Annotated in this window: 16 protein-coding genes; 5 read left to right on the forward strand and 11 right to left on the reverse strand. The window is 70.6% G+C overall.

All coding sequences use genetic code 11. The features are described 5' to 3' along the window. Positions 1-309: 309 nt before the first annotated feature. Entirely contained in the window at positions 310-2,952 is a 2,643-nt protein-coding gene (locus tag ACFXMF_RS03925; RefSeq protein ID WP_379988106.1) for an immune inhibitor A domain-containing protein, read from the forward strand. Positions 2,953-3,048: 96 nt separating this feature from the next. Here the strand turns inward: ACFXMF_RS03925 and ACFXMF_RS03930 are convergent, their stop codons facing one another. The 4 genes from ACFXMF_RS03930 to ACFXMF_RS03945 form a co-directional block, all read right to left on the reverse strand. Beyond that, the gene (locus tag ACFXMF_RS03930) at positions 3,049-3,303 is read right to left on the reverse strand and encodes an exodeoxyribonuclease VII small subunit (RefSeq protein WP_360314551.1); all 255 of its coding nucleotides are present in this window, start codon (positions 3,301-3,303) and stop codon (positions 3,049-3,051) included. A 43-nt stretch (positions 3,304-3,346) separates the two neighbouring features. After that, positions 3,347-6,067, reverse strand: coding sequence for an immune inhibitor A domain-containing protein (locus tag ACFXMF_RS03935; RefSeq protein WP_380017925.1), 2,721 nt, complete (start codon positions 6,065-6,067; stop codon positions 3,347-3,349). Between the two features lie 73 nt (positions 6,068-6,140). Continuing rightward, on the reverse strand, positions 6,141-7,352 hold the full coding sequence (gene xseA, locus ACFXMF_RS03940) for an exodeoxyribonuclease VII large subunit (protein WP_360314555.1): 1,212 nt from the start codon (positions 7,350-7,352) through the stop codon (positions 6,141-6,143). Between the two features lie 38 nt (positions 7,353-7,390). Next, positions 7,391-10,465 carry a tetratricopeptide repeat protein gene (locus ACFXMF_RS03945; protein ID WP_379990181.1) on the reverse strand — a complete coding sequence of 1,025 codons (3,075 nt, stop codon included), beginning with the start codon at positions 10,463-10,465 and terminating at the stop codon, positions 7,391-7,393. 216 nt (positions 10,466-10,681) lie between these two features. Between ACFXMF_RS03945 and ACFXMF_RS03950 the strand changes: the two genes are divergently transcribed. Beyond that, the gene (locus tag ACFXMF_RS03950; RefSeq protein WP_379990180.1) at positions 10,682-10,828 is read left to right on the forward strand and encodes a hypothetical protein; all 147 of its coding nucleotides are present in this window, start codon (positions 10,682-10,684) and stop codon (positions 10,826-10,828) included. A gap of 71 nt (positions 10,829-10,899) precedes the next feature. Here the strand turns inward: ACFXMF_RS03950 and ACFXMF_RS03955 are convergent, their stop codons facing one another. Continuing rightward, complete coding sequence (locus ACFXMF_RS03955; RefSeq protein ID WP_360314561.1) at positions 10,900-13,353, reverse strand: SpoIIE family protein phosphatase; 2,454 nt, start codon at positions 13,351-13,353, stop codon at positions 10,900-10,902. Positions 13,354-13,377: 24 nt separating this feature from the next. Beyond that, complete coding sequence (locus tag ACFXMF_RS03960) at positions 13,378-13,878, reverse strand: (deoxy)nucleoside triphosphate pyrophosphohydrolase (RefSeq protein WP_360314563.1); 501 nt, start codon at positions 13,876-13,878, stop codon at positions 13,378-13,380. A 215-nt stretch (positions 13,879-14,093) separates the two neighbouring features. On the opposite strand from ACFXMF_RS03960, the gene ACFXMF_RS03965 reads away from it, so the two are divergent. Then, positions 14,094-15,101 carry a PHB depolymerase family esterase gene (locus ACFXMF_RS03965; RefSeq protein ID WP_360314565.1) on the forward strand — a complete coding sequence of 336 codons (1,008 nt, stop codon included), beginning with the start codon at positions 14,094-14,096 and terminating at the stop codon, positions 15,099-15,101. A gap of 45 nt (positions 15,102-15,146) precedes the next feature. On the opposite strand, the gene ACFXMF_RS03970 is transcribed toward ACFXMF_RS03965, so the two are convergent. Continuing rightward, positions 15,147-16,238 (reverse strand): acyltransferase, encoded by a 1,092-nt coding sequence (locus ACFXMF_RS03970; protein ID WP_380020512.1) that lies wholly within the window; start codon positions 16,236-16,238, stop codon positions 15,147-15,149. A 128-nt stretch (positions 16,239-16,366) separates the two neighbouring features. Between ACFXMF_RS03970 and ACFXMF_RS03975 the strand changes: the two genes are divergently transcribed. Next, a complete protein-coding gene (locus tag ACFXMF_RS03975) occupies positions 16,367-17,320 on the forward strand; it encodes a 4-hydroxy-3-methylbut-2-enyl diphosphate reductase (protein ID WP_360314569.1) in 954 nt (317 codons plus the stop codon). A 91-nt stretch (positions 17,321-17,411) separates the two neighbouring features. Here the strand turns inward: ACFXMF_RS03975 and ACFXMF_RS03980 are convergent, their stop codons facing one another. After that, positions 17,412-17,960 (reverse strand): DUF6542 domain-containing protein, encoded by a 549-nt coding sequence (locus ACFXMF_RS03980; RefSeq protein ID WP_360314571.1) that lies wholly within the window; start codon positions 17,958-17,960, stop codon positions 17,412-17,414. Between the two features lie 311 nt (positions 17,961-18,271). Further along, positions 18,272-18,814, reverse strand: coding sequence for a hypothetical protein (locus ACFXMF_RS03985; RefSeq protein WP_360314573.1), 543 nt, complete (start codon positions 18,812-18,814; stop codon positions 18,272-18,274). Positions 18,815-18,949: 135 nt separating this feature from the next. Here ACFXMF_RS03985 and ychF point away from each other — a divergent pair, with 135 nt between their 5' ends. Beyond that, a complete protein-coding gene (gene ychF, locus ACFXMF_RS03990) occupies positions 18,950-20,023 on the forward strand; it encodes a redox-regulated ATPase YchF (RefSeq protein WP_360314575.1) in 1,074 nt (357 codons plus the stop codon). 132 nt (positions 20,024-20,155) lie between these two features. On the opposite strand, the gene ACFXMF_RS03995 is transcribed toward ychF, so the two are convergent. Then, positions 20,156-20,914: a succinate dehydrogenase/fumarate reductase iron-sulfur subunit gene (locus ACFXMF_RS03995; RefSeq protein WP_360314577.1), complete on the reverse strand. Its 759-nt coding sequence runs from the start codon at positions 20,912-20,914 to the stop codon at positions 20,156-20,158. Beyond that, entirely contained in the window at positions 20,914-22,842 is a 1,929-nt protein-coding gene (locus ACFXMF_RS04000) for a fumarate reductase/succinate dehydrogenase flavoprotein subunit (RefSeq protein WP_360314579.1), read from the reverse strand. Before ACFXMF_RS04000 ends, ACFXMF_RS03995 begins: the two co-directional genes overlap by 1 nt. Between the last annotated feature and the right edge of the window lie 34 nt (positions 22,843-22,876).

Here is a 22,876-nt window from a genome sequence, read left to right on the forward strand (position 1 = left end):
CGGCATCGTCGTGACCCGACGGTTGCCCTCATGTGTCCGCCGGGCTTTCCGAGTCGGCCCGACGTCGTGTGCGCTTGATCAGATCCCACGCGACGTCGCTTTGCGTCCGGGGATCGTTCCCCGGTCGGAAAGGGGAGCACGTTGAGTCCAGCGATACCCGGGAGGGGCCCGACGCCTGCGAACGGCGTCCGGCGGGTCAAACGCCGTGTGGCACTGCTGTCCGTATCCGCGCTAGCGATCACGGGACTTGCCGCTACGACCGCCCCTTCCACCTCGGCCGCGCCTACGCGCGTCGACACGACGCGCGCGGTGTGGAACCCGGGCCCCGAGGACCACTACGTCAACTCCATCGACGCGGCCGTCGACACGAGCGCCGTCCCCGGCGACCCGGCCGTGGCCGCGTCGGCGAAGGCGCGGAACGCCGCGGCCGACCGCAAGAACTCCGACGGCAACCCCCGTGCCGCCGCCCAGATCAAGGCACTCGAGGCCGAGGCCGGGCGCACCGGCAAGAGCCCGGCCGAGCTCAAGGCCGAGCGCAGCGGCAAGCCCGTCGACGCCAAGCAGACCGCGAAGCTGCTGACCGTCCTGGTCGAGTTCAACGACAAGGCCAACGACGACTTCTCGGGCTTCAAGCGCCCGACCAGCGTTTCGGATCCGACCTGTGTCACCGAGCCCCCCGGCACCATCAAGAACGGGCCGCTGCACAACCAGATCCCGAACCCGGCGCTGAACCCGAACGACAACAACTCGCAGTGGGTGCCGAACTTCGACCAGACCCACTTCAACAAGATGCTGTACTCCAAGGACGGCATCACCCAGCGCATGCGCACCGACCTCACGGGGCCGGACGGCAAGCCGGGCATCAGCCTCGCGGGCCAGACCATGCGCAACATGTACGAAGAGATGTCGGCCGGAAAGTACTCGGTTTCCGGCGAGGCGACGCCGTGGGTCAAGGCGCCGCACTCCGAGGCCTGGTACGGCGCGGGCGCCTGTGGCAACGCGCGGCAGGACAACAGCGGCAGCCCGGACAACCCGCTCGGCGCGCAGAAGCTGGCGATCGACGCGGTCGACGAGCTGGCCAAGCAGCAGCCGAACTTCCCGTGGTCGGACTACGACAAGGAAGACCCGGGCGACGCCGACCACGACGGCAACACCCAGGAGCCCGACGGCGTGGTGGACCACCTGGTCCTGGTGCACGCGGGCAAGGACAAGTCGGCCGGCGGCGGCGCCGAGGGCACCTACTCGATCTGGGCGCACGCGAGCACCGTGCTCTTCGGCCACCAGGTGCCCGGCAGCAACATCAAGATCGCCAACTACATCGTGCAGCCCGAGGACTCGGGAGTGGGCGTGTTCGCCCACGAGTTCGGCCACGACCTGGGCCTGCCCGACCTGTACGACAACTTCAGCGCCGGCGAGACGGACCTGAACTTCTGGGACCTGATGTCGGCCGGTTCGCACACCGGTCCGCTGTTCCAGTCGCAGCCCGCGCACATGGGCATCTGGGACAAGTACGCGCTCGGTTGGCTGACCCCGGACGTGATCAAGGTCGGTGACCGTCCCAAGGTCGCCACCCTGGGACAGGCCGCCAAGACGCCCAAGGGCACCTCGCGGGGTATCCGGGTGAACCTGCCGAACAAGCAGGTCAAGGTCGGCGCGCCGCACGGCGGTCAGAACATGTGGTACTCCGGTCAGGACCAGGCTTGGTCCGACATCCGGATCGAGCGCGACATCGCGGTGCCCGCCGGCTCGGACGTGAAGTTCTGGATGTGGAACGACTACGTCATCGAGCAGGACTGGGACTTCGGCTTCGTCGAGGTGTCCACCGACAACGGTGCCACCTGGAAGCAGCTCGCGGTCAAGGACGAGTCGGGCAAGCTGGTCACCACGCCGGCGGACTACCCGGACCCGACCAAGAACCTGGCCACCTTCCGCAAGACCAACGGTCTGACCGGTGACAGTGGCGGCTGGCGGCACGACAACGTCGATCTGACCCCGTTCGCGGGCCAGAACATCAAGCTGCGCCTGGACCTGAACACCGATGCGGCGTTCATGGAGAAGGGTTGGTTCGCCGACGACTTCTCGCTCACCAACGGCACCACCGCGGTGTGGTCGGACGACGTCGAGAGCGGTGACAACGGCTGGACCGCGATCAAGGGCACCAACGCGATCACCAGCGGCAACGGCTGGGGTCGTACCAGCGGCACCTTCGAGCGCGAGCAGTACTACCTGCTGGAGTGGCGCAACCTGTCCGGCTTCGACGAGGGTCTGAAGTACGCGTACACCTCGGGCGCGAACGGCAAGACCAACCGCGTCCCGTACAACGCGCCGGGCATGCTGGTGTGGCTGCGCGACAACCAGTACCAGAACAACGGCGTCAACTTCAACATCGACAACGGGCCCTCGTGGGGCCCCAAGGGCGAGTTGTTGATCGTCGACTCGCACCCGGACCCGCTGCGCTACACGGGCGACGCCAAGGCGCAGTTCCCGCAGCCGGATCCGAACGTGGCGAACATCGAGAAGCGCAACGTGTTCGCCAACCTCCCGAGCCGGCCGCAGGCCGCGAACGCGGCGTTCGGCTTCATCAAGACGGCGCCGTTCACGGACTGCATCCCCGGCACCGTCTACTGCACCTCGATCAAGGCGCAGGAGCCGGTGACGCTGTTCACCGACACGCTCGGCTGGGCGCCGGGCACCGAGCTGTACAAGGGCCGTGTGGTGCCCAAGGACCGCTACGGCTCGACCGTGGTTCCGGCCAAGGGCCCGTACACGACCAAGGTCACCAAGGCGGACGGTTCGCTGGACCGGGACAGCTTCGGCAAGTTGTTCCACGGCTCCGAGTTGGGCACGGGCAACCCGGGCTTCGACAAGGGCTACGGCGTGACCGCGCTGCCGGTGCTTCCGCTGCCGGGCAACTCCGGTGCGGTGGTCTGGATCCTGCCGGCTCAGAAGTAGCCGCACGCCCGATCATCCGTTGACGGTGGTCGGGTGAACCGGAAGGGGCGCTCCCGAACTCGGGAGCGCCCCTTCTGTCGTTCGTCCCTCGTTCGCTCAGTCGTCCGGGTCGGACCCGTCCGTCCCGGCCTCCGCGCGCTCGGCGCGGACCGCCGCGTCCAGCCGGGCCCGGGCGCCGTCGAGCCACTGCTCGCACACCACGGCGAGCTGCTCGCCGCGCTCCCACAGGGCCAGCGACTCCTCCAGGGTGATGCCGCCGGTCTCCAGGCGGCGCACGACCTCGATCAGCTCGTCGCGGGCCTGCTCGTAGGCCGGTGCCTCGTCCGGCGCGGATGCGGTCTGCTCGCTCATGCCGCCAGCCTAGGCCCTGGCCGGCGTCGGACCCGCGTGCGGATCACGGCCGGGCGGAGGTGATCCGCACGGCGGCCCCCTGCTCGGGACGCTCCCGCGAGAGCGGCCCGATCAGCGTGGCCGAGGCGCCGTAGGCGAGGTCGGGACCGGGATCCCCGGTACCGAGCACGGACCCCTTGTACGGCACGCCGTGGTGCGCCGGATCCGGCGCACCGTCCGGCGTGACCACCCGGGTGCTGTACGGACCGCGCGCGGGCACCACGGTGGACCCGTCGGTGAAGCGGTCCACCGGCGCGCCGTCGACGTACTCCACCCCCGGCGCCCAGCCGCGCTCGTCGCCGAACACACGCACCGGTTCGCGGGCCGCGAAGTCCTGACACCACGCGCCGTTGCCGTGGCACGCGCCGAACGCCGGTGTGGGCAGGAAGCCGAACGCGGCGTCCGCGGACTGGGCCCGGCTCTCCAGGTTCTTCCGGGGGTTGCCCTTGACCTGATGGTGCTCGCCCGCCTCGCCGGTCCACCGGCGCGGATCGGGATGCGCGTCCACGAGCAGCGTCTGCCCCTTGGCGCCGTAGCTGGGCGGCGCGCTCAGATTGAAGTTCACGCCGTTGTTCTGATACTCGGCGTCGCGCAGCCACACCAGCATGCCGGGCACGTCGTAGCTCAACCGGCGTACCCGCACACCGCGCGGGTCGCTGTGCTCCGTGGTGTACGCGAAGTTCAGGCCCCGGTCGAAGCCGACCGGCGCGCGCCACTCCATCAGGTAGTACTGCTCGCGCTCGACCCGTCCGGAGGTGCGGCCCCAGCCCGCCCCGCGGGTCACCGTGCCGGTGCCCTTGACCGGGGTCCAGCCGTTGTCGCCGTTCTCCACGTCGTCGGACCACACCGTGCCGGTGCCGTCGGTGAGCGCGAAGTCGTCGGCGAACCAGCCCTTCTCCATGAACGCGGCGTCGGTGTTCAGGTCCAGGCGCAACTTGATCGTCCGACCCGCGTACGGGGTCAGGTCCACGTGGTCGTGTCGCCATCCCTTGGTGTCGCCGGTGAGGCCGTTGACCTTGTGCAGTTCGGCGAGGTTGCGGTTGGGGTCGGGATAGTCGGGCGGGGTGCTGACCAGGGTGCCCGCGTCGTCGTGCACGGCGAGTTGGGTCCAGGTCGCACCGTCGTCGACGGATGCCTCGACGAAGCCGAAGTCCCAGTCCTGTTCGATGGTGTAGTCGTTCCACATCGAGAAGGTCGCGGAGCCGCCGGCGGGCACCGCCAGGTCGCGGACGATCCGGGTGTCGGACCATTCCTGATCCCGCTCCGAGTACCACATGTTCGCGCCGCTGTGCGGGGTGCCGATCCGGATCGTCTCGTTCGGCAGGTTCACCCGAACCGCGTCCCGGGTGCCCGCCCGCGGGTCGGCGGCGGCGCCGAGCAGCACGGTGCGCGCGCCGCCGCCGACCGGGATCACCGCCGGATCGATCCAGCCCAGCACGTACTTCGACCACGCGCCCAGGTGCGTGGGCATGCCCTGGAACAGCGGCCCGGCGTGCGAACCGGAGGACATCAGATCCCAGAAGTCGACGTCGGTCTCGCCGCCGCTGAAGTTGTCGTAGAGGTCGGGCAGGCCCAGGTCGTGGCCGAACTCGTGGGCGAACACGCCCACTCCGGAGTCCTCGGGCTGGACGATGTAGTTCGCCACCTTGAGGTCGGTGCCCGGGATCGTGTGTCCGCGCAGCACGGTGCTCGCGTGCGCCCAGATCGCGTAGGTGCCCTCGGCGCCGCCGCCGGCCGACTTGTCCTTGCCCGCGTGCACCAGCACGAGGTGGTCGATCACGCCGTCGGGCTCCCGGGTGTCGCCGTCGTTGTCGGCGTCGCCCGGGTCCTCCCGGTCGTAGTCGGACCACGGGAAGTCCGGCCGGGCGGCGGCCAGCGCGTCCACCGCGTCGGTGACGAACTGCCGTACGCCACGCGGGTTGTCCGGGCTGCCGCTGTTGTCCTGACGGATCGCGCCGCAGTGGCCCGCGGCGTACCAGGCCTCCGAGTGCGGGACGCCCACCCAGCCGGCCGCCTCGCCGCCGATCGAGTACGCGCCGTGCGACATCTCGCGGTACATGTTGCGCATGGTCAGGCCCGCGAGGTCGACGCCGGGTCGGCCGTCCGGGCCGGTCAGGTCGGGCCGGACCCGCTCGGTGATGCCCCGCTCGGAGTAGAGCATGCGTTCGTAGTGGGCGCGGTCGAAGTCCTCGACCCACAGCGTGTTGTTGTCCTGCCCGCCGATCGCCGGATCGGGCAGCAGGTTGTGCCTGGGGCCGTTCTTGACCGTGCCGGGCGGCTCGGTCACGCAGGTCGGATCGGCGATGCCGGCCGGCCGCTCGAAGCCCGAGAAGTCGTCGTCGGCCTTGTCGTTGAACTCCACCAGGACGGTCAGCAGCCGCGCGTCCTGCGGCGCGGCGCCGGCCTGCGCGCGCGGGCTCGTGCCGGTGCGGGCCGCGATCGCCTCGGCGCGGGCGAGCCGGCGGGCGGGGGCCGGGTTGCCCGCGGCGAACTTGCGATCGTAGTGCCGGGCCCGCTGCTCGGCCGCGAGCGCGTGTTCGCGCACCTCGGGCGAGGCGCCCGGCGGCCCGTCGGGGGGCAACGGGTCCCTGGGCGCGACGTAGTTGACGTAGGAGTCGGCGGCTGACGGATTCCACCGCGCGGGCGAGTCGTCGGCGGCGGCCACGGAGGACGTGGCGACGCCGGTGATCAACAGTGCGGACGCGGCGAGCAGATGACGCAACACACGCGCAAACTAAGCCGTTTTCGCCGCCGATCGGGTGAGACATCCCCACTTGTCATACGAACGGGTCAATTGATCAGTCCTTCGGGACGACCACGTCGAAGCGTCCGGCCGCGACGCGGGCGGTCAGCCGATCGCCGGCCGCCACCTCGGCGGGATCGCGGACCGCGTGCCCGTCCGCCCGCTGCAACACCGCGTAGCCGCGCTCCAGGGTGGCCGCGGGGGAGAGCGCGACGACCCGCGCGCGGGTGTGCGCGAGGTCGCTCGCGGCGTGGTCCAGGAGGTGCCGCAGGGTGCGCCGGGAACGCTCCACGAGCGCGGCCACCTCCTCCGCGCGCAGGTCCACCATGCGCTGCGGATCGGCCAGCACCGGCCGCGAACGGGCGGCCCGCAGACCCTGGTACTCCCGCTCCAACCGGGCGCGCAGCGCCAACCTCCCGCGATCGCGCACCTGATGCACCCGGTGCAACTCCTCGCGGATGTCCGGCACGATCCGCTTCGCGGCGTCGGTGGGCGTGGAGGCCCGGTAGTCGGCCACCAGGTCCAGCAGCGGCGAATCCGGCTCGTGCCCGATCGCGCTCACCACCGGCGTCGCGCACGCGAAGACGACCCGCACCAACTCCTCGCTGGAGAACGGCAACAGGTCCTCCACGCTGCCGCCGCCCCGGGCCACCACGATCAGGTCGACGTCCGGGTCGGCGTCCAACTCGCGGATCGCCGCGACCACCTGGGACACCGCGCTCACCCCCTGCACGGCGACGTTGCGCACCGCGAACCGCACAGCCGGCCAACGCCGCTTGGCGTTCTCCAACACGTCCCGCTCGGCGGCCGAGGCCCGCCCACAGACCAGCCCGACCCGATGCGGCAGAAACGGCAGCGGCTGCTTGTGCCGCGGATCGAACAGCCCCTCGGCGGTGAGCGCCCGCTTGAGCTGCTCCAGCCGCGCCAACAACTCGCCGATCCCCACCGGCCGGATCTCCGCGGCCCGCAACGACAACGTCCCGCGCGCCCGATACCAATCCGCCTTCGCGTGCACGACCACCCGCGAACCCTCGGTCACGATGTCCCCGACGGCGTCGAACACCTTGCGGTAGCAGGTCACCGAGATCGACACGTCGTGCTCGGCATCGCGCAGCGTCATGAACACCACCCCGGCCCCCGGCCGCCGACTGAGCTGGGTGATCTGCCCCTCCACCCAAACGTCCCCGAGCCGATCGATCCACCCCCCGATCAACCGAGAAATCTCGGCCACCGGCAGAGGCGCGTCCGCAGAAGTAGTCAGAGCCATCCCCAGAGGCTAACCGGCGCGCCTGCCACCGGAGCGATTCACCCGACGGCCGACGGCCCGGGATCGGCCACCGCTTCCCCCTCGCGCACGGTCGCGAGCGCGCTCCGAACGCAATGGACCCAATGGTGCTCGTCCCCGAGCCTCGGGGTCAGGGCGAGCAGGGTGCGCTCGAACGCCACGGCGGCATCCGGAGCCGAGAGCAACCCGGCGTCGAGGCGGCACTGGTCGCGCCGGAAACCGGTCATCAGCGTGTCGGCGTGATCCGCACCGAGTTCGGCGGTCTCGGCCTCCAGGACCCGCTCGTACAGTTCCAGCGCCGCACCCTTGTCCCCGTGCGTGTGCAACATCCAGGCCAGGCAGAAGGTCGCGGTTCGGGTGATCTCGTCCCGGCCGCCCAGGATCTCGACATAGTGATCGACCGCGACGCGAAGCTCGTCTTGCGCCTCGCCGTGTCGCCCGAGATCGTCGAGCACGTGGGCGAGGGTGTGGCGTTCGGACAACACCCGGGAATCCCCGGGATCCACCGTGCGAAGCCGTTCCCGCAACACCGCGCGCATCTCCCGCACCGCGTCGGGCGCTCGGTCGCAACGGCGCAGGAGATCTCCCCGCTCGTGGCGCAGCGCCAGGGCGGACACGGTCGTCGGCGTGTGCTCCTCATCGCTCCCGTCGAACCAGGCGAGGGCCCCGTCGATCATCGCGAGAGCGTCCGGGTAGCGCTCCTGTCGGGTGAGGTTGTTCGCCAGACAACGGGACAGGTCCCGGTACAGCGTCGTCTCCCGGCCTCCGGACGACTCCAAATCCGCCAGGACCGACCGGTATTCGGCCTCGGCCTCCGACCATCGTTCGGCGGCGTCCAGGGCGTGCGCCCTCCGATGTCGATTGTTCAGCGGCAGGAATCGGTGATTCTCCGGCGACAGGCTTTCCTCGCGCTCGATCGGCGCCCGATACTCCGCCCTGTCTCGGCCCTCTGCGTCGTTCGTGCTCGTGATCGGAGCGGCGAGCGCATCGTGGGTGATCAACGTGAACGGGTCGTTGGGCCCCAATACCCGGCGCCGGTCCGCCAGGACTTCCCGAAGCGCGGCCTCCACCTCGGCCTCGGACGTCCGACCACAGGCCCGGCGGGAGAGGACGACGTTGTGGCGGGTGATCAGTGTTTCCGGGTGATCCGAACCCTGGCAGGCGATTTGATGGGCCAATACATCCTCGTACTCGGCCAGTTCCTCCTCGCCGCCCAGCAGGCTGAGCGCCGCACGGTGGCGGATGGACAACCGCACCGGGTGGGTGGGGGAGAGGATCACGCCGCGCCGGAGCAGGAGCCGGGCCAAGTCGTCGTCACCGTCGAGGGAGGCGAAGTTGTAGAAGGTGTAGGTGCGCAATCCCGCCTTCAGCAACGCCGGTAGCGTCTCGCCGTCCTCGCCCTCGCTCTCGTCGACGTGGGGAGCCGCGGTGAGAGCCGCGACGATGTGCGGAGCCAGCAGCCTCCACCACGTCCAGTTGTCCGGTTGTTCGGGGGCGGGCACGGCACCCTGTTCCAGGATCCGCGCGACGGCGCGCCAGATCGCCGAGCGTTCCTTGCTCGGGCGATCGCCCAGCCGCAACGCATTGGCCTCCAGGACCAGGCGGTGGACGACCAGGCAGGGAATCGGCTCGTGCGCACCCGTCGCGCCGTGCGGTTCGATGTCGACGACATCGATCAGCCCGAGATCGACCAACGCCTCCAGGGCCCGGTCCGCGCGATCCCACTCGGGGTCGACCCCGGTCGGTTGCCCCACCACCTCCCGCAGCACGTCGGGATCCAAAAGCTCGACCGGGAACGGTACGGACGCACCACAGGACAGGATTCGCATCAGATGTCGGGCCTCGGGTAGCTGCTGCTCCTCCAGCAGATCCAGCGACATTTCCCAGGTGCGTCCCACCAGGCGTCGATGCAGGTGCTCCGTGTCGACATCCTCCGGCTGCCAGTGGCCGCCTTGGTCGAGGAACCCTGCCCCGGCCTCTCCCAGCGCCTCGGTGTACGCGGCGAAGCTTCGCAATCTGCCGTCCGGACGGTGGCCGCGGTGTCGCAGCAGTCCCGCACCGCGGGCCGAGCGAGCCAGGTAGGAGCCGGCCAACTTCAAGGCCAGTGGCAGTCCGTCGAGTCGCTCGGCGAGCACCAGCGCGTCCGCCGGAGTCCCCGCTGCCCCGGCGAGGTCCAACAGCACGTCCCGCCCGTCGGCGGAGGCCAACACCTCGACCCGATGGGTGTCCGCCTCCTGGCCCCAGACACCGGGGCTGCCGACCCTGGAGGTCACCACCGTCATGCCGGCCCGACCGGACCGCAGCCATCCGGTGCCGTCGCCGGGGACACCGTTCGCGGCGGCCAGCCACGCCGGCTGATCGGCGTTGTCGATCACCAACAGCCAGGGCTGCTCCGCCGTGTCCAGTGCGTGCCATACCAGGTCTGTGGCGCTGGTCCGTCCCGACCACGCCGCCTCGACGGCCTCCGGTGCGGCGCCCAGTTCCCGGGCGATCTCCCGCATACCGGTGACCAGTCGATCGGAGGTGGAGGCGGACAACCAGAACACGCGATACCCGCGGTCCCGTGCGTGTCGGGCCAGGTCCAGCGCCAGCGTGGTCTTGCCGCAGCCGCCCATGCCGTACAGGATCTGGGGCCGGTTCTCGCCCTGCGCCAACCGGGTCCGCAGTAGCTCGACCACACCCTCGCGTCCGCGTACTCGAGGCGGAAGCTCCCCGTAGGGCGGGCGGATGGAGAAGGTGCCGGGCCCCGGTGGCGCGGATGGCGGCTCCTCCCGGGCTTCGCCGCCACCGCGCCCGTCGCCTCTGGCCGCGCGCTTTCGTTCCTCCACCGCGTCTCTGGCCGCCTCATGGGCGGTGGCCCAGGTCCCATCCGGCGCGACACCACACCCGCGCAACAGGGTGGCGATCGTCGGCCAGGTCGGGACACGTCTGGCGGTCAACGCATCCGAGATGGTGGAGCGCCCGATTCCGGTGGCGGCGGCCAACTCCCGCACGCCCACAAAGCCCGCGTGCCGGGCGGTGTTCCGGAGTCGCGCGGCCAGATCCCGCGCCGTGTCCGGTGCGTTGGTGTCCACTTCGCCGAAGCCCGACGCCATGTAGTACTCCCCCCAGCGGCCGCCTCCGAGCCTAGAGCGTGTCCGGAGCGGTGTCCGGTCGGACGTCCCGGCATCGCCGGGACGTCCGCAGTTCACGCAGGTCTGCGCGGTGCCGTCCGACCGCTGTCCGACGGCGCTTCGGGACGGCCCGCCGCCCGCCTACACAGGGGGCAGCGGCAGATGGCGCCGCAGCTACCCAGGGGAGTGGACGGACTCATGGAAATGCTCATGGTGATGGCGGACTTCGTGAAGGCGCACGGTGGAGAGATGTCGGTGGGGCTGGGAGCGCTCCGACTCGCTCTCGACACGGCGCGTGGTATCCGGCTGGTGCATCGGCGGCGCCGCCGGGACATCGCCCGGTAGACCGCGAGACGTCCCGGCTGCTTCGCGGAGCGGCCGGGACCCCTCGGTTGTTGCGGTCCGGTCGGCAACGCCTACTCCGGCAAAGGGAGTTCGAACCAGACCGTCTTGCCGTGGCCGGCCTTTCGGCTGCCCCAGCGTTCGGCGAGTTGGTTGACCAGTTGCAGCCCGCGACCGCCCTCGTCGGTGTCGTCGGCCTCGCGCATGCGCGGGAGGGTGGTGCCCGCGTCGGCGACCTCGCACAGCAGCGCCCGGCCGCGCAGCAGGCGGAGCCGGATCGGGCCGGCGCCGTACCGGAGCGCGTTCGTGACCAGTTCGCTGACCAGCAGCTCGGTGATGTCGATCAGGGCGTCCAGGCCCCACTCGGTGAGGGTCTTGCGGCTCAGTTCCCGGGCGCGGGAGACCACGGCGGGTTCGGCCGGCAGCCACCACGAGGCCACCGAATCCTCGGCGAGCGCGTCCAGGCGGGCCACCAACAGGGCCACGTCGTCGAAGCCGGGCTCCTCGTGGACGTCGGCGAGGATCTGGTCGGCGATCCGCTCCAGGGTGTCCGGCGGCCCCGCCACGGCCTCGCACAACAGGTCGATGCCCACGTCCAGGGAGCGGTCCCGGGTCTCCACCAGACCGTCGGTGTACAGCACCAGCGTGCTGCCCGACTCGACCGTGAAATCACCCTGTTCGAAGCCGAGGCCGCCCACGCCCAGCACCGTGCCGGGCGGGTTGTCGATCACCCGAGGCCGCCCGCCCGCCGGTACCAGCACCGGCGGCATGTGGCCCGCGCTGGCGAACTCGCAGGTCCGTGCCACCGGGTCGTAGACCACGTAGACACACGTCGCGTAGTGCAACTCCCCGAGCCCCACCACGATGTCGTCCAGGTGCCCGAGCACCTCGGCCGGCGGCAGTTCCAGGCCCGCGAGCGTGCGCACCGCGGTGCGCAGTTGGCCCATCACCGCCGCCGCGTGCACGCCGTGCCCCATCACGTCGCCGACCACGAGCCCGATCCGCCCGCCGGACAGCGGGATCACGTCGTACCAGTCGCCGCCCACCTCGGTCACCGAACTGCCCGGCAGGTATCGGTGGGCGACCGAGATGCCCGGCAACTCCGGCAGGTTCTGCGGCAGCAGGCTGCGCTGGAGCATCACCGCGGTCTCCCGCTGGTGGTGGTACAGCCGCGCGTTGTCCACCGACACCGCCGCCCGCGCGCCCAGTTCGGTGGCCAGCGTCAGGTCGTCCGGATCGAACGAGGGCCGGCCCTCGCCGCGCCCGAGCAGCATCGTGCCGAGCACCACCCCGCGGGCGCTGAGCGGGACCACGATCATCGTGTGCAGACCCAGCGCCCGGGCGGCCTCGGCCCGGCCGGGGTCGTGGATCAGCTCGTCGTACATGTCGTCCTGCACATTGCGCATCAGGTACGACCCGCCCGTGCGCAGGCAGCGGCCGAAGGTCGAGTCGGCCGCGTAGACCAGCGTGCTGCCCTGGTGGAGCAGCTCGTCGGTGTAGCGCCCCGGGCGCGCGCCGCGCGAGGCGACCCGTTGCAGGCGGGCCTTCTCGGCGTGCGCGCCGGGCGGGATCTCCTCGCCCCGCACGATCGCCTCCAGCAGGTCCACGGCGGCCAGGTCGGCGAAGCCGGGCACCACCGACGCGGTCAGCTCCTCGGCGATCCGAGGCACGTCCAAGGTGGCGCCGAGCCGGGTGCCGGCCTCGTTCAGCAGCGCGAGCCGCTTGCGCGCGGCGTCCACCTTGACCATCGCGTAGTGCCGCTCGGTCACGTCGATCAGCGAACAACTGATGCCCAGGATCCGGCCGCCCGGCGCCTCCAGCCGGTTGTACGACATCGACCACACGGTGCGCGGGGTGCCGTCGGTGGGGATCGGGCCGAAGATTCGTGAGTCGACCACCGGTTCGCCGGTCTCCAGGACCCGGAGCTGGATCGTGCGCACCCGCTCGGTGTCCATCCCGGGGCGGACCTCTTCGAGCCGGCGCCCGATGTGCTCCGCGACGGGCAGCCGGTTGATCGCGGCGAGCGCGTCGTTGACCGCGACGTAGCGCAGGTCGGCGTCGAAGATGCCCACGCCGATCGGCGACTGGTCGAAGAGCGCCTCGCGGATCGCCAGGTCGGCCTCGACCTTGCGCACCACCGTCGAGTCCATCGAGGTGATCAGGACGAAGCGGTTCCCGGCCAGGTCCTCGGCGAACGCCGAGCGCGATTCGACCGTGCACAGCGTGCCGTCGCCGCGGCGCATCGTGTACGAGCCGGCGAAGACGTCCGCGCCCGCGACCGCGTGTTCGGTGGCCGCCTGCTGCGCGGCGGTGAACGGCGGATGCATCAGGTCGACCGCGTTGGCGCCGAGGATGTCCTCGCGCCGATAGCCGAACAACTGCTCGGCGGCGGCGCTCCACATCACGATCCGGCCCTCGGCGTCCAGCACCCAGGTGGCCGACGGGACGAGGTCGAACAGGGAACCGGGCACCGAGGAGCGCCGGGTCGGGTCCCCCGGATTCCGATCGGCTTCTGGGCGCTGCTCCATGGACGGCGGATTCCTTTGTCGCTGCTACTCCGGACCGTTTTCCCGGTTGATCACGTTCTCAAGCCCGGCCCCCGGGTACGGCCGAGCCGCCCCCGGACGCATCGCCGGCTGCCGTGCGTCCCGTGCGTCGTGCCCGTGCAATTCGATCGCGACCAGTTCGGCCGCCGGGCGATCCGGTGCCAGCCAGGCCAGGCCGGACACCTCGTCCGGACCCAGCCAGCGCAGCGCCGAGTGGTCCTGGAGCGCCCGAGGCTCGCCCGCGACCAGGTCGGCGAGCCACACATGCAGTACATACCCCCGGGCCAGCGGCCAGGCCCCGGGCAGTCGGCGAACCGGTCGCACGGTCGCGCCGAGCTCCTCGTGGCACTCGCGCACCAGCGCGGCGGACTCGCTCTCGCCCGGTTCGACCTTGCCGCCGGGGAACTCCCAACCCCCCGCCAACTCGGCCGGCGCGCTGCGGCACGCGGCCAGTACGCGTCCTCGGTGGAGGATCGCGGCGCCGACGACGATGCGGGTCCCGGTCATGGCGGACAACTCTACGTGCCGAGAGGTCGCCGCATGAGGCAACCTTTCACGGTTCGCGAGCGTCGGAGTTCGGAGACATGTTTCGCGCGGCGACGTATTTCCGCTGCGGCGCATTCACGGCTGCGAGATATTTACCGAAATGAACCGGATCCGGACCCGGATCGCCGAACGAGGGTGGGGTGGCTGTGGCGGGAATCCGGAGTGTGGATGTGCGAGTGGGCCGGATATTCACGGTGTTCGCCGCCGTCGCCGCGGTGCTCGCGGTGTTCGCGTTGGCCCGGCTGACCGCCCGCCAGACCGATCCGGGCGCGACCGCCGGGGCCGCCGCCGCGGACACCGGGTGCACCGGGCGGGACCGGCAGGGCTGGGTGACCGTCCCGGTGTCCTTCTCCGGCGAGACCTACCGGGTCCAGGCGTACGTCCCGCAGAGCTACGACGGCACCGCCCCGCGACCGCTGGTGCTCAACCTGCACGGCAGCAACAGCACCGGCCGGGCGCAGATGGCGATCACCGGGATGGGGGCGACCGCCGAGCGTTACGGCTTCGTCGTCGCGGTCCCGGAGGGCGGCCTGGGCTATCCCGGTTCGGCCGAGGGGCGGGCCTGGAACATCCCCGGCGTGCCGCTGTACGGCGGACATCCGGCCGCGGTCGGCGGCCGGGACGAGGTCGGGTTCGTGGGCGCCACCCTGGACGCGCTGGACCGCTCGTTGTGCCTGGACGATCGGCGCGTGTACGCGACCGGGTTCTCCGGCGGCGCCCGGATGACCTCGCTGCTCGGCTGCACGCTCAGTCGGCGGATAGCGGCCATCGCCCCGGTCGCGGGTCTGCGTGCGGACGGCACCGACGGCGCCCGGCCGGCGCCGTGTCGGCCGATCCGACCCGTCCCGGTGCTGACCTTCCACGGCCTGGCCGACCAGGCCAACCCGTACGAGGGCGGCATCGCGTCGCGCTGGACCTATCCGGTGACCGAGGCGGCGCGACGCTGGGCCACGATCGACGACTGTCCGAGCACGCCGGTGCGCACTCGGGTGTCCCGCCACGTCGAGCGCACCGCGTACACCGGCTGCGCGGGCGGCGCGGCGGTGATCCTGTACACGCAGTCCGACGCGGGGCACACCTGGCCGGGCGCGGCGGGCACCGAGGTGCGCGGGTTCGGCCGGATCAACCAGGAGATCTCGGCCGGTGAACTGATGTGGGCGTTCTTCGCCGAATACTCGCTCTGAGCGTGCCGGGCGGATCCGGCGAGGTGCGGGCAGGGGGACCCGCCGTCAGGACGTCGGCCGCAACCGGTCGAAGCCGCGCATGATCGCGCGATGCGCCGGGCGCTCCACCAACACCGTGAGCAGCCAGCCGAGCAGCACCGCGAGCACCGCCAACGCCAGCAGTTGCCCCGACGCGCCGACACCGTGGTCCTGCAGCCGACGCATCACCACGTAGCCGATCGACTGGTGCACCAGATACATCGCGTAGGTGATGCCGGCCGTCCACTGCGCGACCCGGCCCACCCACGCGGGCAGGAACCGGTCCCAGTCCGGGCCCAGCGCCGCGAGGCAGATCGCGCCGATGCCCAGTGCCAGCCCCACCGTCCAGGACGCGTGCCGGGTCTGGCACAGGTGCAGGAACGAGCACGAGCCGAGCAGGAACACCGCGTGCGGGCCGCGGATCCGGCCCCGCGACCACAGATGCACGCCGATGCCGGCCGCGAACAGGTGCACCCGATAGAGCCCGAACCCGTCGTAGAGCGTGCGGAACGCCTCCGATTGCAGGTGCAGCCGGATCGGCAGCAGGAGCAGTTCGAGGCACAACACCAGCCACAGCGTGCGTACCGTCCCGTCACCGTGCACCCGCCTGCTGCGCCACAGCGCGAAGATCGCGGTGAACCACAACAGTTGCAGCGGAATCGTCCAATAGGCCGCGTCCACATAGGTGTACGACTGCGGTTTCCAGTTCCACAACATGGCCAGATTGGCGAGCACGTCGGGCAGGCTCGGCGCGTACCAGCCCGGCGGCGCGCACAGCCGCAGGAACAGCGAGGTGCCCAGGACGCCGACCAGGAAGGCGGGCAACATCCGCGCCATCCGGCCCACCCACCAGCGCACCACGTCGCCCTTGCGCAGCGAGACCGCCGCGAAGTAGCCGGAGACGACCAGGAGCAGGCTCGCGCCCAACTGGTACGGGAAGACCAACGGCCGGGCGGCCAGTTCGGGATGCCACTGCCGGGCCAGGTAGGTGCCGTGGAACAACAACACCAGCGCCACGAAGGCCACCCGCAGCAGATCCCAGCTCACCCGGCGCCGCTTGGCGGGCCCCGATCGGCGGGAGGTGTCGCTTCCGGGCCGTTCCGCTGAGCTGAAGGGCATCCGACGTCTTCCCGTGGACGGCGTGGGCGGGCCGGGTCGAAGATCGGCTCCGACCAAGGACCCTATTACGCGCGCTTCGCCGCGCGGACCCAGGTGGATCACCGGCGGACCGCCCGTACGATGGATCCATGTCGTCAACCAGCCGCGTCCTGCTCGCCGCCCCCCGGGGCTACTGCGCGGGCGTCGACCGAGCCGTCGAGACCGTCGAGAAGGCCCTCGATCTGTACGGTGCGCCGGTATACGTGCGCAAGCAGATCGTGCACAACAAATACGTCGTCGAGACGCTGGAGAAGCGCGGCGCGATCTTCGTGGACGAGACGGCGGAGGTGCCCGAGGGCGCCACGGTCGTCTTCTCCGCCCACGGTGTGGCTCCCGTGGTGCACGAGGAGGCGGCGGCCCGTTCGCTGCGTACGATCGACGCCACGTGCCCGCTCGTGACGAAGGTGCACAAGGAGGCCGTGCGCTTCGCCGAGGAGGGCTACGACATCCTGCTGATCGGCCACGAGGGGCACGAGGAGGTGATCGGCACCGCCGGTGAGGCGCCCGATCACATCCACCTGGTGGACGGCCCCGAGGGCGTCGCGAACGTCGAGGTGCGCGACCCCTCCAGGGTGGCCTGGCTCTCCCAGACCACGCTGTCCGTGGACGAGACCGTCGCCACGGTCAAGGAGCTGCGCAAGAAGCTTCCACTGCTGATCGACCCGCCGAGCGACGACATCTGCTACGCGACGCAGAACCGCCAGGTCGCGGTGAAGCAGATCGCCGCCGAGTCGGACCTGGTGATCGTGGTCGGCTCGACCAACTCCTCCAACTCGGTGCGCCTGGTCGAGGTCGCGCTGGAGGCGGGCGCCCGGGCGTCGTACCTGGTCGACTACGCGGAGGAGCTGAAGGACGAGTGGCTGGAGGGGGTCGGCACGGTCGGCGTCACCTCCGGCGCGTCGGTGCCCGAGGTGCTCGTGGACGGCGTGCTCGCGTGGCTGGCCGAGCGCGGCTTCGACGACGTGCACATCCACCGGTCGGTCGAGGAACGTTTGCAGTTCGCGCTGCCGCAGGAGCTGCGCCGGGACCTGCGCAACGGCTGAGCGGCGGGCGCGGGGTGGCGTGCGGGGCCTGTCCGAGGGATCGGACAGGCCCTTCGCCGTGCTCGGGCCCGCCGGGTGGTCGGTCGCCGTCCTAGGGTTGGTCGGCCGCCCGGCGCTTGACCAGGGCGACGGCGCCGGCGAGGGCCGTACCGCCCCACAGCAGGCCCGCCTTGAAGGACAGCGCGGTGATCAGGTCCAGGCCCACCCGGGTCAGGTAACCCTCCTGGGAGTCGGCGCCCAGCAGCGTGCTCACGATCAGCACGGTCGCGGCGAACGCGATCGGCGGTGTGATGACCGCGGCGAGCCAGTCCCGGGCGCGCACCTTCCAGGCCACGAACACCGAGCTGATCAGGAACGCGAACCCGAACACGAAGCCCAGCCCGTCGGTCGCCAGGTGGTCCACGAGGCCGCCGAGCAGCGTGCCGCCGAAGCCGAACACGGCCGCGCCGGCGACGGTGAGGCCGCCACCGGACGGGCGGGAGCCGCCCGGGACGCCGTTCGCCCGCCGCGGCGGGACCGGGCGACGCGGTCGGGCCTGCGCCCGGGCGGGCCGATGCTCGCTCCGGTCCCGGGCCTGCTCGCCGCCGGCCCCCGGCGGTTCGGGCGGCGGCGGGGTGGACGGGTCGGGTCGACGGCGCACGGCCTCACCTCGTCCCGGTGCCGGCACGGGAGGCCGTTTCGGTGGGTTCCGGGTCGGTACGGGACGCGCTCCCGCTCGGCTGCGCTGTTCCATTGACCCAAGGTATTGCCGCATCGCGGTCAAACCCGTCCAAGAACACGAAAAACCTCACCCCGTCCGTGTCGAATCGTCCGCCCGGTCGCTGCTCACCTCGTCCTCGACCGATCCGTTTCCTGCCCCGATTCCTCGGGGTTCACCAGGGAGGACGCTCGTTCGGTCGGGATTGGTGGCGGTCGCGGGCGACGAATTCGGGTGGGGTCGGGGTCCGGGGGTCACACCTGGGCGCCGCTTTCCACCAGATCCACCGTGCGGACCACCTCGTCGGTGCTCCGCACATGCACCGTGATGCCCCGCAAGGCGGCGTATCGGCGCAGGTCGACGGCCAGGTACGGCAGCATGGCCTGGTCCAGGAAGTTGATCGTGTGCTGCTTCCGGACGCCGAGGCGCATCGTGCAGCGCACCACCGCGTAGCTCGGGGTGTCACCGCCGTTCACCTTGAGCTTGACCTCGACCGCGGCGATCTCCTCCCAGCGCAGGCCGCGGGTGCGGAACAGGCCGTGGAAGACCAGGCCCTGCGGACCGATGGACAGCTTGCGGTACTGGTAGAGCGCGAAGCCGAGGAACATGAAGAGGCAGAGCCCGCCGTAGAGCGCGAAGGCCGCGCCGGTGGGCAGCCCGAGGCCCGCCACGTCGAAGAAGCCGATCGCGATCGGGATGAACGCGGTGAGCAACAGGATCCGCATGGGCTTGGACTCCCACAGGACACCGTCTATCAGCGGCCTGCGGTTGTGGCTGGTGTTCGAGGTGCGGCTCATCGATGTCCCCGTCGTTGAGTGGCCGGCGTACGAAACCAGGGATGCTACTGGCCACAGGCCACCACCTACACTTTCCACAGGCGCTTGTATGTCCGCAGCGCGCCACATCCAACGCCGAGAAGCCAGGGAATCCAGTTGTCGCTCACCATCGGAATCGTCGGCCTGCCCAACGTCGGCAAGTCGACGCTCTTCAACGCCCTGACCAAGAACGACGTGCTCGCGGCGAACTACCCGTTCGCGACCATCGAGCCGAACGTGGGCGTGGTGGGCGTGCCGGACCCGCGTCTGGACAAGCTGGCCGAGATCTTCGGATCGGCCAAGAAGATCCCGGCGACGGTCGACTTCGTGGACATCGCCGGCATCGTGCGCGGCGCCTCCGAGGGTGAGGGCCTGGGCAACAAGTTCCTCGCCAACATTCGCGAGTCGGACGCGATCTGCCAGGTCATCCGGGTCTTCACCGACCCGGACGTGGTGCACGTCGACGGCAAGATCTCGCCGGTCGACGACAAGGAGATCATCGAGACCGAGTTGATCCTGGCCGACCTGCAGACGATCGAGAAGGTCCTGCCGCGTCTGCAGAAGGACTCGCGCCTGCAGAAGGACAAGGTCGCGGTGGCCGCCGCCGTGGAGAAGGCCAAGGCGGTGCTGGAGGCGGGCACCACGGTCTTCGCCGCCGGTCTGGACCCCGAGCCGCTGCGCGAGCTGCACCTGCTCACCGCGAAGCCGTTCCTGTACGTCTTCAACGTCGACGAGGACGAGCTGGTCAACGAGGAGCTCAAGGCCGAGCTGCGCGAGCTGGTCGCGCCGGCCGAGGCGATCTTCCTGGACGCCAAGATCGAGTCCGAGCTGATCGAGCTGGACGAGGCCGAGGCCCTGGAACTGTTGCAGAGCCTGGGCCAGGAGGAATCCGGCCTGTCGATCCTGGCCCGGGTCGGCTTCGACACCCTGGGCCTGCAGACCTACCTCACGGCCGGCCCCAAGGAGGCCCGCGCCTGGACGGTCGCCAAGGGCGCCACCGCCCCCGAGGCCGCCGGCGTGATCCACACCGACTTCCAGCGCGGCTTCATCAAGGCCGAGGTGATCGGCTTCGACGACCTGGTCGAAACCGGCAGCCGCACCGAGGCCCGCACCAAGGGCAAGGCCCGCATGGAGGGCAAGGACTACATCATGCAGGACGGCGACGTGGTGGAGTTCCGCTTCAACGTGTGAACCGGGCCGCCGTCACGCGCCGCGTGACGCGTGGAGCGGGCGGGTCGGCAGGGGTCGGGCTCCGGTGGGCCCGACCCCTGCCGGCGAGCGCCGCACCGGCATCCGCGCGGGCCGACGATTTTCGGCCGGCGGTCAGTCCCCGGACCCCCGTCGCCGGATCTTGTTGCCCAGCCAGACCAGCGGGTCGTACTTGCGGTCCGCCACGCGCTCCTTCATCGGGATCAGCGCGTTGTCGGTGATGTGGATGTTCTCCGGGCACACGTCCGTACAACACTTGGTGATGTTGCACAGGCCCAGGCCGTGCTCGTCCTGGGCGGCCTCCTGGCGGTCCGCGACGTCCAGGGGGTGCATGTCCAGCTCGGCGATCCGCATCAGGAAGCGCGGGCCGGAGAAGGCCGGCTTGTTGTCCTCGAAGTCTCGGATGACGTGGCAGGTGTTCTGGCACAGGAAACACTCGATGCACTTGCGGAACTCCTGCGAGCGTTCCACGTCGACCTGCTGCATCCGGTACTCGCCCGGCTTCAGGTCCGCCGGCGGCGTGAACGAGGGCACCTGCCGGGCCTTGGCGTAGTTGAACGACACGTCGGTGACCAGGTCGCGGATCACCGGGAAGGTGCGCATCGGGGTGACCGTGACCACCTCCTCCGGCGCGAACGTGCTCATCCGCGTCATACACAACAGCCGGGGTCGGCCGTTGATCTCGGCGCTGCACGAACCACACTTGCCCGCCTTGCAGTTCCAGCGCACCGCGAGATCCGGTGCCTGGGTGGCCTGGAGGCGGTGGATGATGTCGAGGACGACCTCGCCCTCGTTCACCTCGACCTTGAAGTCGCGCAGTTCGCCGCCGTCGACGTCGCCGCGCCAGATGCGAAAGTCCGCCTTGTAGGACATCAGCCGTCCTCCCCGGGAAGTTCTGCGTCGGTCAGGTACTTCTTCAGCTCGTCGCGCTCGAAGAGCTCGATCAGGTCGGCGCGCATCGGCACGGCCTCGCTCCGGGTCAGCGTCACGGACAGGTGTTCCGCGTCCGGGTCGACGATCGAGCACGCGAGTACCACCCGACGCCACTCGGCCGACATCACCGGGAAGTCGTCACGGGTGTGCCCGCCGCGGCTCTCCTCGCGCTCCAGCGCCGAGCGCGCCACGCACTCGCAGACCAACAACATGTTCCGCAGATCCAGGGCCAGATGCCAGCCCGGGTTGTACTGCCGATGGCCCTCCACGCCGGCCTTGGCCGCGCGGGCCTTGAGCTCCTCCAGGCGGGTCAGCGCCTCGGCCATCTCGCCTTCCCGGCGGATGATGCCGACCAGGTCGTTCATCGTCTGCTGGAGCTCCTGGTGGACCGTGTACGGGTTCTCCGCGCTCTCCACGGCGAACGGCGCCAGCGCCTCGGCGGCGGCGGCGTCGAGCTGCTCCTGGGGGGCCTCGCGCCGCTCCTCGCCCAACTCCTCGGCGTAGCGCGCCGCGTGCTCGCCCGCGCGCCGGCCGAAGACCAGCAGGTCGGAGAGCGAGTTGCCGCCGAGCCGATTGCTGCCGTGCATGCCGCCGGCGACCTCACCTGCCGCGTACAGGCCGAGCACGCCCGGCGTGGCCGCGGTGTCCGGGTCCACCGCGATCCCGCCCATCACGTAGTGGCAGGTGGGCCCGACCTCCATCGCCTCGGCGGTGATGTCCACGTCGGCCAGTTCCTTGAACTGGTGGTACATCGACGGCAGTTTGCGGCGGATCTCCTCGGTGCCGCCCGCCATCCGGCCGACCACGGTCAGGAACACCCCGCCGTGCGGCGAGCCGCGGCCCGCCTTGACCTCGGAGTTGATCGCGCGCGCCACCTCGTCCCGCGGCAGCAGCTCGGGCGGGCGCTTGTTGTTCTCCTGGTCGGTGTACCAACGATCGCCCTCGGCCTCGGACTTCGCGTACTTCTCCTTGAACACGTCCGGGATGTAGTCGAACATGAAGCGCTTGCCCTCGGAGTTGAGCAGCACCCCGCCGTCGCCGCGCACCGATTCGGTGACCAGGATGCCCTTCACCGACGGCGGCCAGACCATGCCGGTCGGGTGGAACTGGACGAACTCCATGTTGATCAGCGGCGCTCCCGCGAGCAACGCGAGGGCCTGCCCGTCGCCGGTGTACTCCCACGAGTTCGAGGTCACCTTGAAGCCCTTGCCGATCCCGCCCGTGGCGAGCACGACGGCGGGTGCGTCGAAGACGGTGAAGCGGCCCGACTCGCGCCAGTAGCCGAACGCGCCGGTGATGCGATTGCCGGTGTCCGAACCGGCGTCCGGGACGGTCAGCAGGCGGGTGACGGTGCACTCCTGGAAGACCTTCAGCCGCGCCTCGGGGTCGCCGAACTCGCGCTCGTCCTGCTGTTGCAGGGCGACGATCTGCTGCTGGAGGGTGCGGATCAGTTCCAACCCGGTGCGGTCGCCGACGTGCGCCAGGCGCGGGTACTCGTGGCCGCCGAAGTTGCGCTGGCTGATCCGACCGTCCGCGGTGCGGTCGAACAGCGCGCCCCACGACTCCAACTCCCAGACCCGGTCCGGGGCTTCCTTGGCGTGCAGTTCGGCCATCCGCCAGTGGTTGAGGAACTTGCCGCCACGCATCGTGTCGCGGAAGTGCACCTTCCAACTGTCCTGCGAGTTCACGTTGCCCATCGAGGCGGCGATGCCGCCCTCGGCCATCACCGTATGGGCCTTGCCGAACAGCGACTTGCAGACGACGGCGGTGCGCATGCCACGCATGCGGGCCTCGATTGCGGCCCGCAACCCGGCGCCGCCCGCGCCGATCACGACCACGTCGTACGAATGACGTTCCACTTCGGACACGAGGGCAACTCCTGTACTGGGCTGGGCAGGTGTA

Origin of the sequence: Embleya sp. NPDC059213 (assembly GCF_042754445.1) — a bacterium.
GTDB lineage: Bacteria > Actinomycetota > Actinomycetes > Streptomycetales > Streptomycetaceae > Embleya.